This is a genomic window from Streptomyces sp. HPF1205, from assembly GCF_020400825.1.
Lineage (GTDB): Bacteria > Actinomycetota > Actinomycetes > Streptomycetales > Streptomycetaceae > Actinacidiphila.
The window spans coordinates 1-18,202 of sequence record NZ_JAINVH010000060.1 but is presented as its reverse complement, the minus strand read 5'-3'; the positions used below and the strand labels follow the sequence as shown (position 1 = coordinate 18,202).

General features: G+C 75.3%; 17 protein-coding genes and 4 pseudogenes. 18 read left to right on the top strand and 3 right to left on the bottom strand.

Features of this window, described 5'->3' with window-relative positions:
* Window positions 1–13: 13 nt before the first annotated feature.
* The 5 genes from K7G61_RS34905 (at window position 14) to K7G61_RS34885 (ending at window position 3,475) form a co-directional block, all read left to right on the top strand.
* Window positions 14–1,816, top strand: coding sequence for a nickel-dependent hydrogenase large subunit (locus K7G61_RS34905; protein WP_225851179.1), 1,803 nt, complete (start codon window positions 14–16; stop codon window positions 1,814–1,816).
* A complete protein-coding gene (locus tag K7G61_RS34900) occupies window positions 1,809–2,363 on the top strand; it encodes a NifU family protein (RefSeq protein ID WP_225851178.1) in 555 nt (184 codons plus the stop codon). Before K7G61_RS34905 ends, K7G61_RS34900 begins: the two co-directional genes overlap by 8 nt.
* Window positions 2,360–2,983, top strand: a complete 624-nt coding sequence (locus K7G61_RS34895; protein WP_225851177.1) for a DUF5947 family protein — start codon at window positions 2,360–2,362, stop codon at window positions 2,981–2,983. The genes K7G61_RS34900 and K7G61_RS34895 overlap by 4 nt, the downstream gene beginning before the upstream one ends.
* A gap of 14 nt (window positions 2,984–2,997) precedes the next feature.
* Window positions 2,998–3,204 carry a hypothetical protein gene (locus K7G61_RS34890; protein ID WP_225851176.1) on the top strand — a complete coding sequence of 69 codons (207 nt, stop codon included), beginning with the start codon at window positions 2,998–3,000 and terminating at the stop codon, window positions 3,202–3,204.
* Window positions 3,205–3,328: 124 nt separating this feature from the next.
* Window positions 3,329–3,475, top strand: a complete 147-nt coding sequence (locus K7G61_RS34885; protein WP_225851175.1) for a hypothetical protein — start codon at window positions 3,329–3,331, stop codon at window positions 3,473–3,475.
* Here the strand turns inward: K7G61_RS34885 and K7G61_RS34880 are convergent.
* Both K7G61_RS34880 and K7G61_RS34875 read right to left on the bottom strand, forming a co-directional pair.
* Entirely contained in the window at window positions 3,423–4,010 is a 588-nt protein-coding gene (locus tag K7G61_RS34880) for a hydrogenase maturation protease (protein WP_225851174.1), read from the bottom strand. The two genes, K7G61_RS34885 and K7G61_RS34880, sit on opposite strands and share 53 nt — an antisense overlap.
* Window positions 4,003–5,808 carry a hydrogenase maturation protein gene (locus tag K7G61_RS34875; protein ID WP_225851173.1) on the bottom strand — a complete coding sequence of 602 codons (1,806 nt, stop codon included), beginning with the start codon at window positions 5,806–5,808 and terminating at the stop codon, window positions 4,003–4,005. The genes K7G61_RS34880 and K7G61_RS34875 overlap by 8 nt, the downstream gene beginning before the upstream one ends.
* A gap of 247 nt (window positions 5,809–6,055) precedes the next feature.
* Between K7G61_RS34875 and hypA the strand changes: the two are divergent.
* The 9 genes and pseudogenes from hypA to K7G61_RS34830 all read left to right on the top strand — a co-directional run.
* Window positions 6,056–6,391 (top strand): annotated as a pseudogene (gene hypA / locus K7G61_RS34870) (hydrogenase maturation nickel metallochaperone HypA); the annotation flags it as partial.
* A gap of 224 nt (window positions 6,392–6,615) precedes the next feature.
* Window positions 6,616–7,674 (top strand): hydrogenase nickel incorporation protein HypB, encoded by a 1,059-nt coding sequence (gene hypB / locus K7G61_RS34865; protein WP_225851172.1) that lies wholly within the window; start codon window positions 6,616–6,618, stop codon window positions 7,672–7,674.
* Window positions 7,675–7,931: 257 nt separating this feature from the next.
* A complete protein-coding gene (gene hypF, locus K7G61_RS34860; protein ID WP_225851171.1) occupies window positions 7,932–10,349 on the top strand; it encodes a carbamoyltransferase HypF in 2,418 nt (805 codons plus the stop codon).
* A pseudogene (locus K7G61_RS34855) lies at window positions 10,312–10,587 on the top strand (HypC/HybG/HupF family hydrogenase formation chaperone); the annotation flags it as partial. The gene hypF and the pseudogene K7G61_RS34855, both read left to right, overlap by 38 nt.
* A 128-nt stretch (window positions 10,588–10,715) precedes the next feature.
* Window positions 10,716–12,014, top strand: coding sequence for a hydrogenase formation protein HypD (gene hypD, locus K7G61_RS34850; protein WP_225851169.1), 1,299 nt, complete (start codon window positions 10,716–10,718; stop codon window positions 12,012–12,014).
* Window positions 12,007–13,083: a hydrogenase expression/formation protein HypE gene (gene hypE, locus K7G61_RS34845; RefSeq protein WP_308190797.1), complete on the top strand. Its 1,077-nt coding sequence runs from the start codon at window positions 12,007–12,009 to the stop codon at window positions 13,081–13,083. The genes hypD and hypE overlap by 8 nt, the downstream gene beginning before the upstream one ends.
* A gap of 117 nt (window positions 13,084–13,200) precedes the next feature.
* Window positions 13,201–13,881 carry a HemK2/MTQ2 family protein methyltransferase gene (locus K7G61_RS34840; RefSeq protein ID WP_374204343.1) on the top strand — a complete coding sequence of 227 codons (681 nt, stop codon included), beginning with the start codon at window positions 13,201–13,203 and terminating at the stop codon, window positions 13,879–13,881.
* A gap of 61 nt (window positions 13,882–13,942) precedes the next feature.
* A complete protein-coding gene (locus K7G61_RS37430) occupies window positions 13,943–14,293 on the top strand; it encodes a CDGSH iron-sulfur domain-containing protein (RefSeq protein WP_374204342.1) in 351 nt (116 codons plus the stop codon).
* The gene (locus K7G61_RS34830) at window positions 14,290–15,300 is read left to right on the top strand and encodes an iron-containing redox enzyme family protein (RefSeq protein ID WP_225851168.1); all 1,011 of its coding nucleotides are present in this window, start codon (window positions 14,290–14,292) and stop codon (window positions 15,298–15,300) included. Before K7G61_RS37430 ends, K7G61_RS34830 begins: the two co-directional genes overlap by 4 nt.
* Window positions 15,301–15,337: 37 nt before the next feature.
* Here K7G61_RS34830 and K7G61_RS34825 read toward each other — a convergent pair.
* Window positions 15,338–15,553, bottom strand: a pseudogene (locus tag K7G61_RS34825) (KR domain-containing protein); the annotation flags it as partial.
* Between the two features lie 241 nt (window positions 15,554–15,794).
* On the opposite strand from K7G61_RS34825, the pseudogene K7G61_RS36765 reads away from it, so the two are divergent.
* The 4 genes and pseudogenes from K7G61_RS36765 to K7G61_RS34810 form a co-directional block, all read left to right on the top strand.
* Window positions 15,795–15,896, top strand: a pseudogene (locus K7G61_RS36765) (LysR family transcriptional regulator); the annotation flags it as partial.
* A complete protein-coding gene (locus K7G61_RS34820) occupies window positions 15,888–16,670 on the top strand; it encodes a LysR family substrate-binding domain-containing protein (RefSeq protein WP_308190798.1) in 783 nt (260 codons plus the stop codon). The pseudogene K7G61_RS36765 and the gene K7G61_RS34820, both read left to right, overlap by 9 nt.
* Before the next feature lie 257 nt (window positions 16,671–16,927).
* Window positions 16,928–17,515: a UbiX family flavin prenyltransferase gene (locus tag K7G61_RS34815; protein WP_225851167.1), complete on the top strand. Its 588-nt coding sequence runs from the start codon at window positions 16,928–16,930 to the stop codon at window positions 17,513–17,515.
* Between the two features lie 106 nt (window positions 17,516–17,621).
* Window positions 17,622–18,202 (top strand): UbiD family decarboxylase (locus tag K7G61_RS34810; RefSeq protein WP_225851166.1); only part of this gene is annotated, 581 nt, incomplete at its 3' end.

The following is an 18,202-nucleotide window of genomic DNA, read 5'->3' as shown; positions in this document are numbered from 1 at the left end:
CGCCAGGAAGACCATGACAGCCACCGTGGACCCGACCAGGACCCGGCAGCGCAAGCCCCCCCAGGTCGTGGACATGTCCTGGGACCCCATCACCCGGATCATCGGCAACCTCGGCATCTACACCAAGATCGACTTCGCCAACCGCGAGGTGATCGAGTGCCGCAGCACCTCCTCCCTGTTCCGCGGCTACTCGGTGTTCATGAAGGGGAAGGACCCGCGCGACGCGGGCTTCATCACCAGCCGGATCTGCGGCATCTGCGGCGACAACCACACCACCTGCTCCAACTACGCCCAGCAGATGGCGTACGGCATCAAGCCGCCGCCGCTCGCCGAGGCAATCGTCAACCTCGGGGAGGCGGCGGAATACCTCTTCGACCACACGCTCTTCCAGGACAACCTGGTCTTCGTCGACTTCTGCGAGGCCATGGTCAAGGCCACCAACCCCGGTGTCCTGGCGAAGGCCGAGAAGACGGCGGCCCCGCGCGCGCACATCCACGGCTACCGCACGATCGCCGACATCATGCGGGCCTTCAACCCCTTCGAGGGCGAGATCTACAAGGAGGCGCTGAAGGTCAGCCGGGTCACCCGGGAGATGTTCTGCCTGATGGAGGGCCGGCACGTCCACCCCTCGACGCTGTACCCGGGCGGTGTCGGCACCATGCCGACGCCCACCGTCTTCACCGACTACCTCACCCGGCTGGTGCGCGTGCTCGACTTCGTCAAGCAGGCGGTGTCGCTGAACGACGACGTCTTCGACTTCTTCTACGAGGCGCTGCCCGGCTACGAGGAGGTCGGCCGCCGCCGCGTCCTGCTCGGCTGCTGGGGCGCGTGGCAGGACTCGGACGTGTGCGACTACCGCTACGCGACCATGAACGAGTGGGGCCGCCGGATGTTCGTCACCCCCGGCGTCGTCGTCGACGGGGAACTGGTCACCAACAACCTGGTGGACATCAACCTCGGCATGCGCATCCTGCTCGGCAGCTCCTACTACGACGACTGGACGCACCAGGAGCCGTTCGTCACCCACGACCCGCTCGGCAACCCCGTCGACATGCGGCACCCGTGGAACCAGACCACCGTCCCCGTCCCGCAGAAGCGCGACCTCGACGGCGGCAACTACAGCTGGGTGATGAGCCCGCGCTGGTACGAGAGGAACAGCGGGCAGCACCTCGCGCTCGACACCGGCGGCGGCCCCCTCGCCCGCCTGTGGTCCACCGCGCTGAGCGGGCTCGTCGACACCCCCTACGTCAAGGCCACCGGGCACAGCGTGCGGATCTCGCTGCCCAAGAGCGAGAAGCTGCCCGAGACGACCTTCGAGTGGCACATCCCGCGGTGGAGCAACACCATCGAACGCGACCGGGCCCGCCCGTACTTCGTCGCCTACTCCGCCGCCATGGCGTTCTTCTTCCTGGAGCGGGCGATGGACCTGGTGCGGGGCGGCGACACGAAGGTCTTCGAGCCCTTCGAGGTGCCGCAGGAGGCGATCGGCTGCGGCTTCCACGAGGCCGTCCGCGGCGTCCTCTCGCACCACCTGGTGATCAAGGACAGGAAGATCGCGAACTACCACCCGTACCCGCCGACGCCGTGGAACGCCAGCCCGCGGGACAGCTACGGCACCCCGGGGCCCTACGAGGACGCCGTGCAGGGCCAGCCGATCTTCGAGGAGAACGGGCCGGACGACTTCAAGGGCGTCGACATCATGCGCACCGTGCGCAGCTTCGACCCGTGCCTGCCCTGCGGGGTCCACATGTACCTCGGCAACGGCAAGGAGCTGTCCCGCACGCACACCCCGACCTACGGCGCCTCGCATGAGTGACGCGCGGCGGCTGGACGCCCCCGCGGTCGAGCGGCGGCTGGCCCGGATCGACGAACTGCTGGAGCACCTCCAGGGCGTGCCGGGCCCCACCTCCGAGGCGGCGATCACGGTCGTCCAGGCACTGACCGAGGTCTACGGCGAGGCGCTCGCCCGGGTACGGGACCTCGGCGGGCCCGCGCTCGCCGCGGCCCTCGCCGGCGACGAGCTGCTCGGCCACCTGCTGGTGCTGCACGACCTCCACCCCGACCCGCTCGACCGCAGGGTCGCCGCGGCCCTGGACGCGCTGCGGCCCGCCCTGCGCGAACGCGGCGGCGACGTCGAACCGGCCGGGATCGACGGCGCCGTGGCCACCGTGCGGCTGCGGCTGAAGGGCTGCGGCTCCTCCTCCGGCGCGGTCGAGGAGGCCGTCCGCGAGGCCGTGCTGGCCGCGGGGCCCGAACTGTCCGAGGTCCGGCTGGAGCCGTCCGGCGACGCGCCCGCGCCCGCCTTCGTACCCCTGGACGCCCTCGTGCGGCCCTCGGGATCCGCGTGCGGGGTCCCGGCATGAGCAGAGGGGCGCTCGCCGGCCTCGTCCGGTCCGCCGCCGACCGGCGGGCCGGGGCGGGGGAGCGCTGCGACCTGTGCGGGCGGGACGCCCCCGACGAGCACCGGCACCTGTTCGACGCCGAGCGCGCGGAGGTGCTGTGCGCCTGCCGGCCGTGCGCGCTGCTGTTCGCCCGGGACGCCGCCGACGCCGCCGGCGAGGGCCGCTACCGGCTCGTGCCGCGGCGGCGGGTCCGGCTCGCCCCGGTGTCCACCGCGTCCCTCGGCGTGCCGGTCGGACTCGCCTTCTTCGTGCCCCGCGCCGACGGCACCGTGCTCGCGCACTACCCGAGTCCGGCCGGGGCCACCCGCTGGGAGGTCGACGCGGACGCCTGGCGGGCCCTCGCCGGCTCCTGCCCGCCCCTGGCGGACATGGCGGCCGACGTGGAGGCGCTGCTGGTGAACACCGCGCGCGAGCGGCGGGACCACTGGATCGTCCCGGTGGACGACTGCCTGCGGGTGGTCGCGATCGTCCGCCGTGAATGGCGGGGGCTGTCCGGGGGAAGCCGCGTCTGGCCCGCGGTCGACGCGTTCCTCGACGGGCTGACGGCGTCCGCACGACCCGCACGACCCGCACAACCGTGAACCAGGAGGCAGCAATGGGCACCATCAGAGTCGGAAAGGCCAGGGTCAGGCCGGACACGACGGCCACCGTCCGCGGTATCCACCAGGGCAACGAGGCGCCCCGCAAACGCCAGCCCGGCCACCGCGAGGACGGCACCGCGGACGCCCGGCGCTCCACCGGGATCCACTGGAAGAAGCACAACGCGATCGCGAAGACGATGCCCAACCTCCCGCCGGGCTGAGCGGGCCGGGCGGGCCGACGGGGGAGCCCGCGGACCTCGGGCCGGGGAAGACCTCGCAGGACACGGGCAGGGCACGGGCACGGATACGGACACGCGCCGCGCGTGAGGAGACAGGAGAAAGACGATGGCCAAACGGGTGCTGATGGCGGAGGCGCTGATCGTCGGCGCGCTCGGGCTGATGGTCCTGGCGAAGGAGATGCCCGGTCTGGTGCGCGAGATCAGGATCTGGCGGATGGCCGGGATCGGACCGGGCTCCCGGCGGCGGCGCTGAGCACGTCGTCCACCGGGACGGCCGGGTCCAGCAACCTCCCGGCCAGCGACTCCAGCAGGTCGGCGGCCTCGCCGACCGCGCGGCGGACCGGCGCGCTCAGACCCACGACGACATCGGTTTCGTCACCGCGCATCCTCACCTGCGGCTCGCAGCCGAGCACGAGGACGCGCGGCACGGCGGCGCCGTCCCCGTCCGCGAGGGTGCGGGCCAGGGCGAGCACCTTCACCGGGTCCATGCCGTGCGCCTCCGGCACGGCGCCGGCCGGCCCGGCCGGGACCGCGTCCCGGCCGGCGTCGATGAGGTAGAGCGTGCCGGGCGGACCTCCCCTGGGCGCGGCGTCGACCAGGACGGCGGCGTCGTACCCGTCGAGCAGCCGGTAGGCCAGGTCCATGCCCCGGATGCCGGAGTCCACCAGCTCCATCCCGGCGGGCAGGCCGCGCCCGCGCAGGGCCGCGACGACCTCGGGGCCGAACGCGTCATCGGCCATGAAGACGTTGCCGACACCGGCGACGAGGACCCGGCGGGCGTCACTCACCGGACCCGCCGGAGTCGCGGAAATCGCGGAAGTCGCGGAAATCGCGGAAGTCGCCGGACTCGCCCGATCCGCCGGGCCCGCTCGGCCCGCTCGACCCGCTCGACCCGCCCGATCCGCCGGGCCCGCCGAAGCCGTCCGCCGCCGTCGGCGGCTCCTTGCGGACGAACGCCGAGCGCAGGCGGTGGTAGGGCGCACGCGGGTCGAAGAAGATCCGCTTCATCAGCGCGAGTTCCTCGGCCCGGTACGCGGCGAGCGGCTTGCGGTCCTCGTCGCGGGCGCGTACCGCCTTCTTGTCCGTGACCCGCTGATGCGTCACCGGATCGTCGGCCAGTTCCGCGCCCAACTCGGCGGCACGCCGCGCGAACTGCCCGGGTGAGGCGTCCAGCACCCGGTCGACCAGGCCGATCCGGTACGCGGCGAGGGCGCTCATCGGCCGCGCCTCGCGCAGCAGCGCGTCCGCCTGCTCGGGGCCGACCCGGCGCGGCAGCGTGTACGTCCACAGCTCCGAGCCGGTCAGGCCCATCAGCCGGTAGTGCGGGTTGAGCACGGCGCCCCGCCTGCACCACACCTCGTCGGCGGCCAGGGCCAGCATGACCCCGCCGGCGGCGGCGTTGCCGGCGAGCGCCGCGACCACCAGCCGGTCGGTGGTGGTGAGCACCGCCTCCACCAGGTCGTCCATCGCCTGGATGTTGGCCCAGGACTCGGCGGCCGGGTCCGCGGCGGCCTCGATGACGCCGAGGTGGATGCCGTTGGAGAAGAAGTCCCGGGCGGCGCCGAGGACCAGCACGCGCGTGGACCGCGTACAGGCGAAACGGTAGGCCGCGAGCAGCCGCCGGCACTGGACGGTGCTCATCGCGCCGCCGGGGAACGAGAACCGCAGGAACCCCACGCCGTCCCGCTCGTCGTAGCGGATGTCGCTGAAGGTCGTGCGGTGCGAGGGGAGCCCCAGCGGCACCGGGATCTCCGGCACGCGCGGCAGCCTGTCGCCGAGGGCGAGCACGGCCGGGAGCCGGAAGGCCGCGGGCCCGCCGGGCACGCGGCGGGGCCGCAGCTGCGGGATCCACACCGCGCCGTCCGTCGTCGCCCGGCACACCGCCTGGGCGCGCGTGGCGAGGATCTCCCCGGGCTCGCCGCGCAGCCGGTCCTCCGGGTGGCCGCCGTGCAGGAACCACTGCCCGCCCGCCAGCTCGTCCAGCACCCCCGGCTGGGAGTCGGCGGCCCGCAGCGACCGCAGGACGGCGGCGGTGGAGTCGGTGTGCCAGTCGATACGGCGGGTGTCCTGGCGCAGCGCGGGCCGCACCCGTACCGGCAGTCCGGCCTGCGGGGCGGGCCGGTGGGCGCCGGAGGCGAAGCGCTCGACGGCGAGCAGCACGGCGTCCAGCGCCGCGTCGGACAGCTCGCCGCGGTAGACGTCGCTCTTGCCCACCCCGGCGGGCACCGTGAAGGGCGCGGACGCCCAGACGTCCCCCGCGTCCATCTCGGCGTTCGCCTGCAGCACCGTCACGCCCCAGGTGGGCTCCTCCTCGAAGACCGCCCAGTCCAGCGAGGACGGGCCGCGGTCGCCGGGCGGCCCGGGATGGACGACAAGGCAGGTGTGCCGCGACCAGACGTCCTCGGGTACGGCCGTCCTCAGCATCGGGGCGACGACCAGCTCCGGCCGGTGCCGGTCCACCGCCGCCCGTACCGCCGCCGCGTCGCCCACCACTTCGGCGGGCACACCGTGGCCGCAGTCGCGCAGCTCCGCCTGCACCCGCTGGGTGAGGCTGTTGAACGCACTGGCGATGAGCAGGATCCGCACCCGGCCTCCGGTTGGCTCGTACCCGACACGACCCGGCGATGGTGCTCCCGGGAACGGCGGTTCCCCGGACGGCTCGGCCGCCGCCGGGCCGCGGTTGCGCCGGACGGGGGAGGCGCGCGGCGCCGGACGGGGGAACAACGGCGCCGCCCGGCCCGCGCGGGCCGGGACCGCGGCCCCGGCGTTCCTACAGTGAGCCGCGTCCCACCCGGCCGGAACGCTGCCCGCCAGCGCAGGAGGCGACGCGCGCATGCACGAGCTGTCGATCGCCACCGCCGTCGTCGAACAGGCCGAGCGGACGTCACGCGCGTACGGCGGAGCGGCCGTCACCGCCGTCCGCGTGCGCGTCGGCGAGCTGTCCGGCGTGGTGCCCGACGCCCTCCGCTTCTCCTTCGACGTGGCCCGTGCTGACACGGCGGCCGCGGGGGCGCTGCTCGTCGTGGACGAGGTTCCGGCGCGGGCCCGCTGCGAGCCGTGCGGCGACGTGTTCGCCGTGGGCACGCCGCCGATGCTGTGGTGCCCGCGGTGCGACACGCCGGCGGCGGAGCTGGCCGGCGGCAGGGAACTGGAGATCACGGCGGTGGAGCTGGAGGGGGAGCTGGAGGGGGATCAGGAGGGGGATGAGGAACCGGCCCGCGCGGAACCGGTTCCGGCCGGGGCGACCGCGGTGCGGGACGGGGCAGCACCGCGCGGAGCCGGAGCGTCCGGCACCGGGCCGCACGGCACGGGGCCGCACGGAGCGGAGCCGGACAGCGCGCGACCGCTCAGCGCGGGACCGGACAGCGCAGGACCGCACGAAGGAGCAGCCTGATGTGCCGAGTCGACGTCGTCCGCCGGGCGGTGCTCGCCGCCAACGACACCCTTGCCGCGGCGCTGCGGGCCGACCTCGCGGCGCGCGGCACCGTCCTGGTCAGCCTCCTGTCCAGCCCCGGCAGCGGAAAGACCGCCCTGCTGGAGCGCCTGCTGCGGCGGGCCGTCGAGCGGGGCACGGCCGTCGCGGCGCTGACCGCCGACCTCGCCACGGAGAACGACGCCCGCCGCCTGGCCCGCTCCGGCGCGCCGGTACGGCAGGTGCTCACCGGTGGCCTGTGCCACCTGGAGTGCGCGCAACTGCGGACGCACCTTGACGGATGGCTGCCGGACGGCACGGAGGTGCTGTTCGTGGAGAACGTCGGCAACCTCGTCTGCCCGGCCTCCTACGACCTCGGCGAGACCCTGCGGGTGACGCTCATGTCGGTCACCGAGGGCGAGGACAAGCCGCTGAAGTACCCGGCCGCGTTCGGGCTGGCCAACCTGGTCGTCCTGACCAAGACCGACCTGCTGTCGGCGGCCGGCTTCGACGCGCGCGCGTTCGAGCGCAACGTCGCCGCGGTGAACCCCGGCGTGGAGATCCTGAGGACGGCCGTGCGCGCCGCGCCCGCCGGGGACGCGGGGGACGCCGCGCACGCCGGGGACGCGGGCGGCGCGGATCCGCGGACCGCGGCCGACGGGGTCGACGCCTTGCTCGACCGGGTGCTCGCGGTCCGCGCCGGCGCCCCGGCACACCAGCCCGTACTGGCGGCCCGGCACTTGGCGGAATCCGGCCACCACCACGAGGACGCGCACGGCGAGGGGGAGCCGCATGTCCATGAGGGCGCGCATGTCCACGAGGGCGCGCGTGGTCACGAGGGCCCCCACGTCCACGACGGTGCGCACGTTCATGAAGGCACCCACGTTCACGACGGCCCGCACGTCCATGGAGACGGGCACCTTCGCGACGGTGCCCGCGCTCACGCGGGCGCGCCGGGCAGTGGGGCCGGCCGGCCGCCGGTGACTGCTCGGACGGCCGGGCAGGGCGCCGCATCGGCCGCCCCGGTCCGTCCGCTGTGACGACCTCCCCGGACAGCCGCCGGCCGGCTCCGCGTACGGTGGCCGGGGTGGCGGGCGCGCCCTCGTCCTCAGCGAGCCGCCCGGCCCCCGTAACGGGTCTCCTCACCGGGTCCGCTCCCGACGCGGAGGGTCCCGAGGCGGGGCCCGCGCCCGTCCCCGTGGACCGCGCGGCGGCCCCCGCGGCGCCCGGCGCCCGGGTACCCGTGCGGGATTCCCCCGGCGACCGGGGGTCCGGACCGGGGGACGGGGCCGGGGCCGTGCGGGTGCGGCTGACCGTCGGCGGGGTCGTGCAAGGCGTCGGGTTCCGGCCGTTCGTGCACGGGCTGGCCGCGGAGCTGGGGCTGGCCGGACACGTCACCAACACGCCCGACGGCGTCGTCGCCGAGGTCGAGGGCGTGCGCGGCGCGGTGGACGAGTTCCGGCGGCGCCTCGTCGCCGACGCGCCGCCGCTGGCGGCCGTGACCGGTGTGACCGGCGTCGGCCTGCCGCCGCTGGGCGGGCCGCCGCGCTTCGTGATCCTGCCGTCCCTGGCGGGCACGGGACGCACCCTGCTCCCCGCCGACACCGCCACCTGCGACGCCTGCGCGGCCGAACTCGCCGACCCGGGCGACCGCAGGCACCGGCACCCCTTCATCACCTGCACGCACTGCGGCCCCCGCTTCACGATCGCCACGCGCCTGCCGTACGACCGTGCCGCTACCACGATGGCGCCCTTCCCGCTGTGCGAGCCGTGCGCGCGGGAGTACGCCGACCCGGGCGACCGGCGCTTCCACGCGCAGCCCGTCGCCTGCCCCCGGTGCGGCCCGCGGCTGTACCTGACCGGGCCGGACGGCAGCCGCCACAGCGGCGAGGCGGCGATGGCCGCGGCCCGGGAGCTGCTGGCCGACGGCGCCGTGCTGGCCGTGAAGGGCATCGGCGGCTACCACCTGGCCTGCGACGCGGCGAACGAGGGCGCGGTGGCCCGGCTGCGGGCCCGCAAGGAGCGCGGCGGCAAACCCTTCGCGGTCATGGCCGCCGACCTGGCGGTCGCCGAGGCCCTCGCCCCGGTCGGGCCCGCCGAGGAGCGCGCGCTGACCGGCCGGCGCCGGCCCGTCGTGCTGCTGCGCCGCGACGGGCGGACCGCCGGGGCGCCCGCTCTGGCCGCGAGCGTGTGCCCGGGCAGCCCCGACATCGGTGTGATGCTCCCGTACACGCCGCTCCACCACCTGCTCCTCGGCCTGCCCGGCGATCGACCCGGCCCCCGTGTGCTGGTCATGACCAGCGGCAACCGCTCCGGCGAACCCCTGGCGACCGGCGACGCCGACGCGCTCGCCCGGCTGCGCGGCATCGCCGACGCGTGGCTGTGGCACGACCGCGCCATCCGTACCCCGTGCGACGACTCGGTCGTGCGGGTGCGCGCGGACGGCGGCCTGTCGCCCGTGCGGCGCTCGCGCGGCTTCGTCCCCGAGCCCGTCGCGCTGCCGTTCGAGGTGCCGCCGTCGCTGGCCGTGGGCGGCGACCTGAAGAACGTGTTCTGCCTGGCCGAGGGCCGTACCGCGTGGCTGTCCCAGCACATCGGCGACCTGGACGTACCGGCCACCGCCGAGGTGTTCCGGGCGTGCCTGGACCACCTGCGCGCCCTGACGGGCGTGCGCCCGCGCACGCTGGCCTGCGACCTGCACCCCGGCTACCGTTCCGCCCGCTGGGCCGTGCGGAACGCCGGGGACCGGCCGCTGCACCGAGTGCAGCACCACCACGCGCACGTCGCCTCCGCCATGGCCGACGCCGGCTGCGACGGCCGCGCCCCCGTCATCGGCGTCGCCTTCGACGGGACCGGTTACGGGGACGACGGCGCGGTATGGGGCGGGGAGATCCTGCTCGCCGACTACGCGGGGTACCGGCGCCTGGCCCATCTGTCCTACGTGCCGCTGCCGGGCGGCGACGCGGCGGTCCGCCGCCCGTACCGCATGGCCCTGTCGCACCTGCGGGCCGCCGGGATCGGGTGGAGCGCGGACCTGCCGTGCGCGGCCGCCTGCCCGGACGCCGAACAGCGGGTGCTGGCCCGGCAGCTGGAGACCGGCACCGCGTGCGTACCCACCTCCAGCATGGGCCGGTTCTTCGACGCCGTGTCCTCCCTGCTGGGCGTCTGCCACGAGGCCGGTTACGAGGCGCAGGCGGCCGTCGAGCTGGAGGCCCGCGCGGCGCCCGCCATGGCCCGGTGCGGACCCGGCTACGTGTTCGGGCACGCCCGGGGCGGCGCGGCGCGGCCCGGCCTGCTGGACCCGGCCCCCGTCCTGCGCGCCCTGGTCGCCGATCTGCGCTCCGGCACGGCCACGGAGGTGATGGCCGCCCGGCTGCACCACGCCGTCGCCGACGCGGTGAGCACGGCGTGCCGCGCCGCGCGCCGCGCCACCGGCGTGACCACGGTCGCCCTGACCGGCGGTGTCTTCACCAACGCCCTGCTGGACGAGGCCTGTGCGGACCGCCTGCGCCGGCAGGGCTTCACGGTGCTGCGCCACCAGGCCGTGCCCTGCGGCGACGGCGGGCTGGCGCTCGGCCAGCTCCTGGTCGCCGCGCGGCGCCCGCGGCCGGGGGACCGGCCGCCCACGGACCGCCCGGCCGCCCGGCCGGGACCCGATCGGCGAGAAGGGAGTGTCCATGTGCCTGGCAGTGCCCGGCAAAGTGGTGAGCACTGAGGAACGCGACGGCATGCGCATGGCGAAGGTCGACTTCGGCGGTGTCGTCAAGGACGTGTGCCTGGCGTATCTGCCCGACATCGAGGTCGGCGACTACGCCATCGTCCACGTCGGGTTCGCCCTGCAGCGCCTGGACGAGGAGTCGGCGCTGGCCACCCTCGACCTCTTCCGGCAGATCGGCGCGCTGGAGGAGGAGTTCGGCGACGCGTGGGAACGCGCCGCGGCCGACGCGGGGGCGGCCGTGCCGCGGCCTGCCGCGTCCGCCGCCGCGCCGGGGCCCGCACCGGGGCCCGCACCCGAAGCCGTGACGCCGGTACAGGCCGTTCAGGCCCTTCAGCCCGTTCAGCCCGTTCAGGAGGACGCGCGGTGAGGTACATCGAGGAGTTCAACGACCCGAGGATGGCCCGGCGGCTGCTGGACGACATCCGGTCCACCGCCACCCGGCCCTGGGCGCTGATGGAGGTGTGCGGCGGCCAGACGCACTCGATCATCCGGCACGGCATCGACCAGCTCCTCCCGGAGGCGGTGGAGCTCATCCACGGCCCCGGCTGCCCGGTGTGCGTCACACCGCTGGAGATGATCGACAAGGCGCTGGCCATCGCGTCCCGTCCCGAGGTCGTCTTCTGCTCCTTCGGCGACATGCTGCGGGTGCCCGGCAGCGACCGCGACCTCTTCCAGGTCAAGAGCGCCGGCGGCGACGTCAGGGTGGTCTACTCCCCGCTCGACGCCGTGACCGTCGCCCGGCGGAACCCCGACCGCCAGGTGGTCTTCTTCGGCATCGGCTTCGAGACCACCGCGCCGGCCAACGTCATGGCCGTCCACCAGGCCCGCCGGCTTGGCCTGCGCAACTTCAGCATGCTCGTCTCGCACGTGCGCGTCCCGCCCGCGATCGAGGCGATCATGCGCTCGCCCGGGTGCCGGGTGCAGGGATTCCTCGCCGCCGGGCACGTGTGCAGCGTCATGGGCACCGGCGAGTACCCGGCGCCGGCCGAGCGGCACCGGGTGCCGATCGTCGTCACCGGCTTCGAGCCGCTGGACATCCTGGAGGGCATCCGGCGCGCGGTCCACCAACTGGAGGCGGGCGAGCACCGCGTCGACAACGCCTACCCGCGTGCCGTGAGCGAGGAGGGCAACCCGGCCGCCCGGCGCATGCTGGCGGAGGTGTTCGTCCCCACCGACCGCGCCTGGCGCGGCATCGGCGTCATCCCCGACAGCGGCTGGCGGCTGTCCCCGGCCCTGCGCGACTACGACGCGGAGTACCGCTTCGAGGTGGACGGCGTCACGGCCGAGGAACCGGCCCGCTGCCGCAGCGGCGAGGTCCTGCAGGGCAGGCTCAAGCCCCACGAGTGCGCCGCCTTCGGCACCGAGTGCACCCCCCGCCACCCGCTGGGCGCCACCATGGTCTCCAGCGAGGGCGCGTGCGCGGCGTACTACCTGTACCGGCGCCTCCAGCACCGGCCGGTCGCGGCGACCGCGACCACCGCGGCGACGGCCCCCACCGCAGCGACCGCCCCCACCGCCGCGACCGCCGCGACCGCCCCCGCGGCCGGCGACGCCGCGCGGACCGCCGCCGCTGCCCCGCCCGCCGCGGCACCTGCCCCGGTTCCCGCCACCGCTGCCGCCGGCAGCGCCCCCCGTACGCAGGAGGCGAGCCCCGTTGGCTGACACCGCTGTCGACCTCCCCGCTGTCGACCCCACCTCATGGACCTGCCCCGCCCCGCTGCGCGACCAGCGGACCGTCGTCATGGGCCACGGCGGAGGCGGCGCCATGTCCGCCGAGCTGATGGAGCACGTCTTCGCCCCCGCCTACGGCAACGAGATCCTGGCCGGGCTCGGCGACTCGGCGACCGTGACGCTCGGCGGCGCGCGCCTGGCCATGTCCACCGACTCGTACGTGGTGCGCCCGCTGTTCTTCCCCGGCGGCTGCATCGGCGACCTCGCGGTCAACGGCACGGTCAACGACCTCGCCATGTCCGGGGCCCGGCCCGCCTTCCTGTCCTGCGCGTTCATCCTGGAGGAAGGCACCGGTCTCGACGTGGTCGGCCGGGTCGCCGGGGCGGTCGGCGCGGCGGCCCGCGCGGCCGGCGTCACCGTGGCCACCGGCGACACCAAGGTCGTCGACACCGGCCACGGCGACGGCATCTACCTCAACACCTGCGGCATCGGCCTGGTCCCCGACGGTGTCGACATCCGGCCGCAGCGCGCCGTCCCCGGTGACGTCGTGATCGTCAGCGGGCCCGTCGGCATGCACGGCATCGCCATCCTGAGCGTGCGGGAGGGCCTGGAGTTCGGCGTCGAGGTGGCCAGCGACACCGCCGCCCTGAACGGGCTGGTCGAGGCGATGCTGGCCGTCACCCCAGACCTGCACGTCCTGCGCGACCCGACGCGCGGCGGCGTGGCCGCCACCCTCAACGAGATCGCCGCCGCCTCGGGGACGGGCGTGGTCGTCACGGAACCCGACGTACCCGTCCCCGAGCCCGTCGCCGCCGCCTGCGGATTCCTCGGGCTCGACCCGCTGTACGTGGCCAACGAGGGCCGGCTGGTCGCCTTCGTCCCGCGCGCGGACGCCGACGCCGTGCTGGCCGCCATGCGCGCGCACCCCTGCGGCGCCGGAGCCGCCGTCATCGGCGAGTGCGTGGCCGAGCACCCGGGCGGCGTGATCGCCCGCTCGCGCTTCGGGGGCACGCGGGTGGTGGACCTGCCCATCGGCGAGCAGCTTCCCCGTATCTGCTGACCGCCCGCCGGTCCGGCCGGCCCGCGCACGCCGGGCGCGCCCACCCGGTCCGGCGCGCCCCTGGTGTGCGCGGGCGGGCCGGGGGTAGCCGCACCTGGAGAAACGACGGAGGCGCCTGTGACGACCACCGCCCTGCTGCGGCCGGCATTTCGCAAGATGTGGACCCTGCCCGGGGTGTACGCACCCCAGCACGACACGTACCTCCTGGCGCGGGCACTGCGCCAGGAGGCGGTCGGCGGCGGCATGGACGTGCTGGACGTCGGCACGGGCTCGGGCGCGCTGGCCCTGCTGGCCGCGCACATGGGCGCCCGGGTGCGCGCCACGGACATCTCCTGGCGCGCCGTGGCCACCGCGCGGCTCAACGCCGTCCGGTCCGGGCAGCGCATCGAGGTCCGCCGCGGGGACCTCACCGGGCCGGTGGGCGGCCGCCGCTTCGACCTGGTGCTGAGCAATCCGCCCTACGTGCCCACGCCCGGCGGCCGCGGCGCCCGGCGGGCGGTGCGGACGTGCGACGGCGGCGCCGACGGGCGCGAGCTGGTGGACCGGTTGTGCGCCCGCTCGCGGCAGGTGCTCAAGCCGCGCGGGGTGCTGCTGATGACGCACTCGGCCCTGTGCGGGGTCGGGACGACCCTCACCCGGCTCACGGAGGCCGGATTCAGGTGCAGCGTCACCGACCGCGCCTTCGTACCGTTCGGACCCGTGCTGACCGAGCGGCTGCCGTGGCTGCGCGCCCAGGGCCTGGTCGCACAGGGCCAGGACGCGGAGGAACTGGTGGTCGTCCGCGCCGAACGCCGCTGAAGGACGCCGAACGCCGCTGAAGGACGCGGCAGGCGGGACGGAGAAGGGGCTGGTGGTGGCCATGGCGGAAGCAGCCGGCCGACCGCGGCGCGTGATGGTCGACCGCGACGGTCCCGTGCTGGTCGAGGGCCCGGTGGAGGTGGTCGCCGAGGACGGCACGGTGACGGCCGCCGACCGCTTCGTCGTCGCGATCTGCACCTGCCGCCGCAGCGCCACGTACCCGTGGTGCGACACGAGCCACCGCCGCCGCGGCCCCCGGCCCGGGACGCCGGCCGACCGGGACGACGGGCACGACGCCGAGCACCGGGACCACCGCGACCGCGACCGCCGCGCCCAGCAGGACCACGACGACCGCCACGACCGCCACGATTGCGGCGGCCAGGACCGGCACGACGACGAGGGAGCCCCATGACGACGTCCACCGCCGCAGCCGTTCAGGCGGGGCCCGCCCTGCCGCGCCCGCGCGGCGCGCTGTCACGTACGGTGACGGCCGCGCTGGCGGACGGGACGCGCGGGCCCGCGCCCGGGGCCGGGGCGCTCGCCGCGGCGGCGGACCCGTACGGCGACGACCTCCAGCTCGCCCTCTACCTGCTCTACGAACTGCACTACCGCGGCTTCGCGGGCGTCCCCGACGACCGCGAGTGGGACCCGGACCTGCTGGCCCTGCGCGCCCTGCTGGAGGACAGGTTCCTCGCCGCCCTGCGCCGGGACGTCCCCGCCGGGCGGCCGGTGCCGGAGGTGTTCGCGGAGCTGCTGGTGGAACCGGTGGACACCTCGGGCAGCGTCGGCCACTACCTGCGCCGGCACGGCGAGCCGTGGCAGGTGCGCGAGTACGCCGCCCTGCGCTCGCTGTACCACCTGAAGGAGGCCGACCCGCACGCCTGGGTGCTGCCGCGCCTGCACGGGCGGGCCAAGGCCGCGATGGCCGCGATCGAGTACGACGAGTTCGGCGCCGGCCGCGCCGAGAACGTCCACGCCAGGCTCTTCGCCGACCTCATGGACGACCTCGGCCTCGACCACGCCTACGGCCGCTACGTGGACCGCGCGCCCGCCGCCGTACTGGCCACCGTCAACCTGATGTCGCTGTTCGGCCTGCACCGCGAGCTGCGGGGAGCGCTCGTCGGGCACTTCGCCTGGGTCGAGGTCACCTCCTCGCCCGGCTCACGCCACCTGGCCGCCGCGATGCGCCGCACAGGGGCTGGACCGGCCGCCGAGCGGTTCTACGACGAGCACGTGACGGCCGACGCCGTGCACGAGCAGATCGTCCGGAGGGAGGTCGTCGGCGGCCTGCTGGCGGACGAGCCCGCGCTCGCCCCCGATGTGGCCTTCGGCGCCGACGCCACCACTTTCCTGGAGGACCGGCTCGCCGCCCGTCTGCTGTCGGCGTGGCGGGAAGGAGCCTCGGCGCTGCGCGAGTGAGCCGGGAAACCTTCCCCGCCACAGCACTACCAGAACTCGCCTCCGCCGTCACCCCGTACTTCTCCAGCCGGGTCAGCGTCGCCTCCGCGGCCCTGTCGTCGCCGGAGTACGTGATCACGGTCGTCGCGCCCCGCGAGGCCAGGTGCTCGGCGAAGGCCGCGCCCATGTTGCGGCTGCCCCCGATGACGAGGGCGACGCGGCCGGCCAGGTCGGCGAAAGCGGTGGACACAGTCGAGGCGGCGGACTCGGTCATGGCGGCAAGTGCCTTTCCGTGCACGGGCGTTGGTTGCGTCCACATCCTCGGCGCAGGGCCGGCGGCGGCGGAAACAGCGGTCGGCGGTGGCCGTCACAAGGGATCATGGTGACGGCCGCCCGGGACGGGCCGTACTCTCACGGGGCCGGGGCGGGGCCGGACAGGGGGGAGTGGCTGTGGACCTGAGCGAACTGGAGGCGTTTCTCGCCCTGTCGCGCGAGCTGCACTTCGGGCGGGCGAACGCCTGCACCTGTCGCACTCACGGGTCAGCCAGTTGATCCGTTCCCTCGAACGCGACCTGGGCGGCGCGCTGTTCACCCGCACCAGCCGCAAGGTGGAGCCGACCCCGCTGGGCGCGCGGGCGCAGGACATCCTCGGCCCGGCTTACGAGGCGCTGCTCGCGGCCTACGCCGAGACGCGAGCCATCGCCCAGGGCGTGACCGGCGCCTTGTGCGTCGGCTTCCTCGGCGGCCTGAACGGGCCGGAGTTCACCGACCTGGTCACCGCCTTCGCCGAGCGCCACCCCGCCTGCGAGGTCACCACCCTCGAAGTGCCCATCACCGACTTCTACGGGGCGCTGCGCCGCGGGGACGCCGACGTGGTCCTCACGCTGCTGCCGGTCGCGGAACCCGACCTGACCGCCGGACACCCCCTGGCGGAGTACGAGCGGACCGCCGCCGTGCCGCTCGGGCACCCGCTCGCCGGCCACCCGGCGATCGGGGTCGAGGATCTGGCAGGCAGCGTGGTCCTGTGCGGTCCGCCCGAACTGCCCGAGGCGTTCCGCCGCTCCTACTTTCCCGCCGCCACCCCGCAGGGCCGTCCCGTGGACCGGCGCCCCGGCGGGCGGACCTACCAGGAGACGTTCAACATGGTCGCGGCCGGCGACGCGGTGACGATCACCCACACCGGCATCGCCCGGCACTACCGGCACCCGGGCGTGGTCTACCGGCCGCTGCTGGGCCTGCCGCCCGCCCGGGCCGCGCTCGTGCGACGCACGGCCGCCGACAACCCGGCGGTGCGGGCCTTCACCGCGCTGGCCCGCACCCGCGCGGCGCTCGCCGACCCCGCCGGCCGGGCACGTGCCGCCGACCCGCGCCCGCACGACCCTTCCTCGTAACCCGGCCCGGGTACGGATCTGTGAGCCTCGCTCACCGGTCGTTGAGAACTTCGCCGTTGATCTTCCCGGTCCGGCTGGGAAAGCTGGGGCCATCGGCCGGCGCGCGACGCCGGCCCCCTCACCTGCCCCATCCGTCACCGACGGCCCACCGGCTCCCGGCGTGCCCGCGCGGGCCGCGCCGCCGCGCGTCCGCACGGCCGCGCGGGCCGCGCGAGGCCGCCCTCCCCGTAGTCCGCCCACTTTCCAGGAGCACAGCCATGACCTTCGGCCGGGAGAGCGCCGCAAGCCCGAAACGCCTGGTCGTCGGGATCAGCGGCGCCACCGGGATCGCCTACGGGATCCGCGTCCTCGAACTGGCCAGGAAGCTCGGCGTCGAGACCCACCTGGTCGTCACCCCCGCCGGGCAGCGGACCCGGGCCCATGAGACCGGCCTGTCCGCCCGCGACCTGGCCGCGCTCGCCGACGTGACGTACCGTCCGGCGGACATCGGCGCCGCCATCGCGTCCGGCTCCTTCCGCACCGACGGCATGATCGTCGCGCCGTGCTCGATCCGGACGCTGTCGGCCGTCGCGACGTGCGGGAACGACAACCTCCTGACCCGGGCGGCCGACGTCACGCTGAAGGAGCGCCGCCGCCTGGTCCTGCTCGTACGCGAGACCCCGCTCACGCTCGGGCACCTGCGCGCCATGACCGCCGCCACCGAGTCCGGCGCGATCGTGATGCCGCCCGTACCCGCGTTCTACCTGCGTCCCGGCAGCGTCGCGGAGATCGTCGACCACACCGCGGGGCGCGCCCTCGACCTGCTCGGCATCGAGCACCCCGACCTGCCCCGCTGGACCGGGTGAACCCCGGCGACCCCGGCAACCCGCCACCCGCGAGCCCGCCAACCGTGAACCCGCCACCCGTGAGCCCGCCAACCGTGAACCCGCCGCCCGAGGAGAGGGACCGCCCGTGAGACATCTGCGCAGCCTGCGTGAATTCATCGACGCGCTCGACGCGATCGGTGAGATCCAGCGGATCGACAAGGAGGTCGACTGGAACCTGGAACTGGGCGCCGTGGCCCGCCGCTCGTACGAACTGCGGGCGCCCGCCCCGCTGTTCACCCGTATCAAAGGGATCGAGGAGGGCTTCCGCGTCCTGTCCGCGCCGGGCGGGCTGTCCGCGCGGCCGCGGTACACCTACAGCCGGATCGCCCTGGCGCTGGGGCTGCCCGCCACCGCCCGCGGCGCCGACATCGTCACCGCCCTCGCCGACGCCCGCGCCCGCGAGCCCGTCCCGCCCGAGGTGGTGGAGACCGGGCCGTGCAAGGAGAACGTCATGCGCGGCGCCGACGTCGACCTGCTGCGGTTCCCCACCCCGCTGATCCACGACGGCGACGGCGGGCGCTACATCCAGACGTACGGGATGAACATCGCCAGGACGCCGGACGGCTCGTGGACCAACTGGTCCGTCAACCGGATGATGCTGCTCGACCGCAACCGGCTCGCCTGCCTGATCCCGCCGCCGCAGCACCTGGGCATCATCAAGGCGCA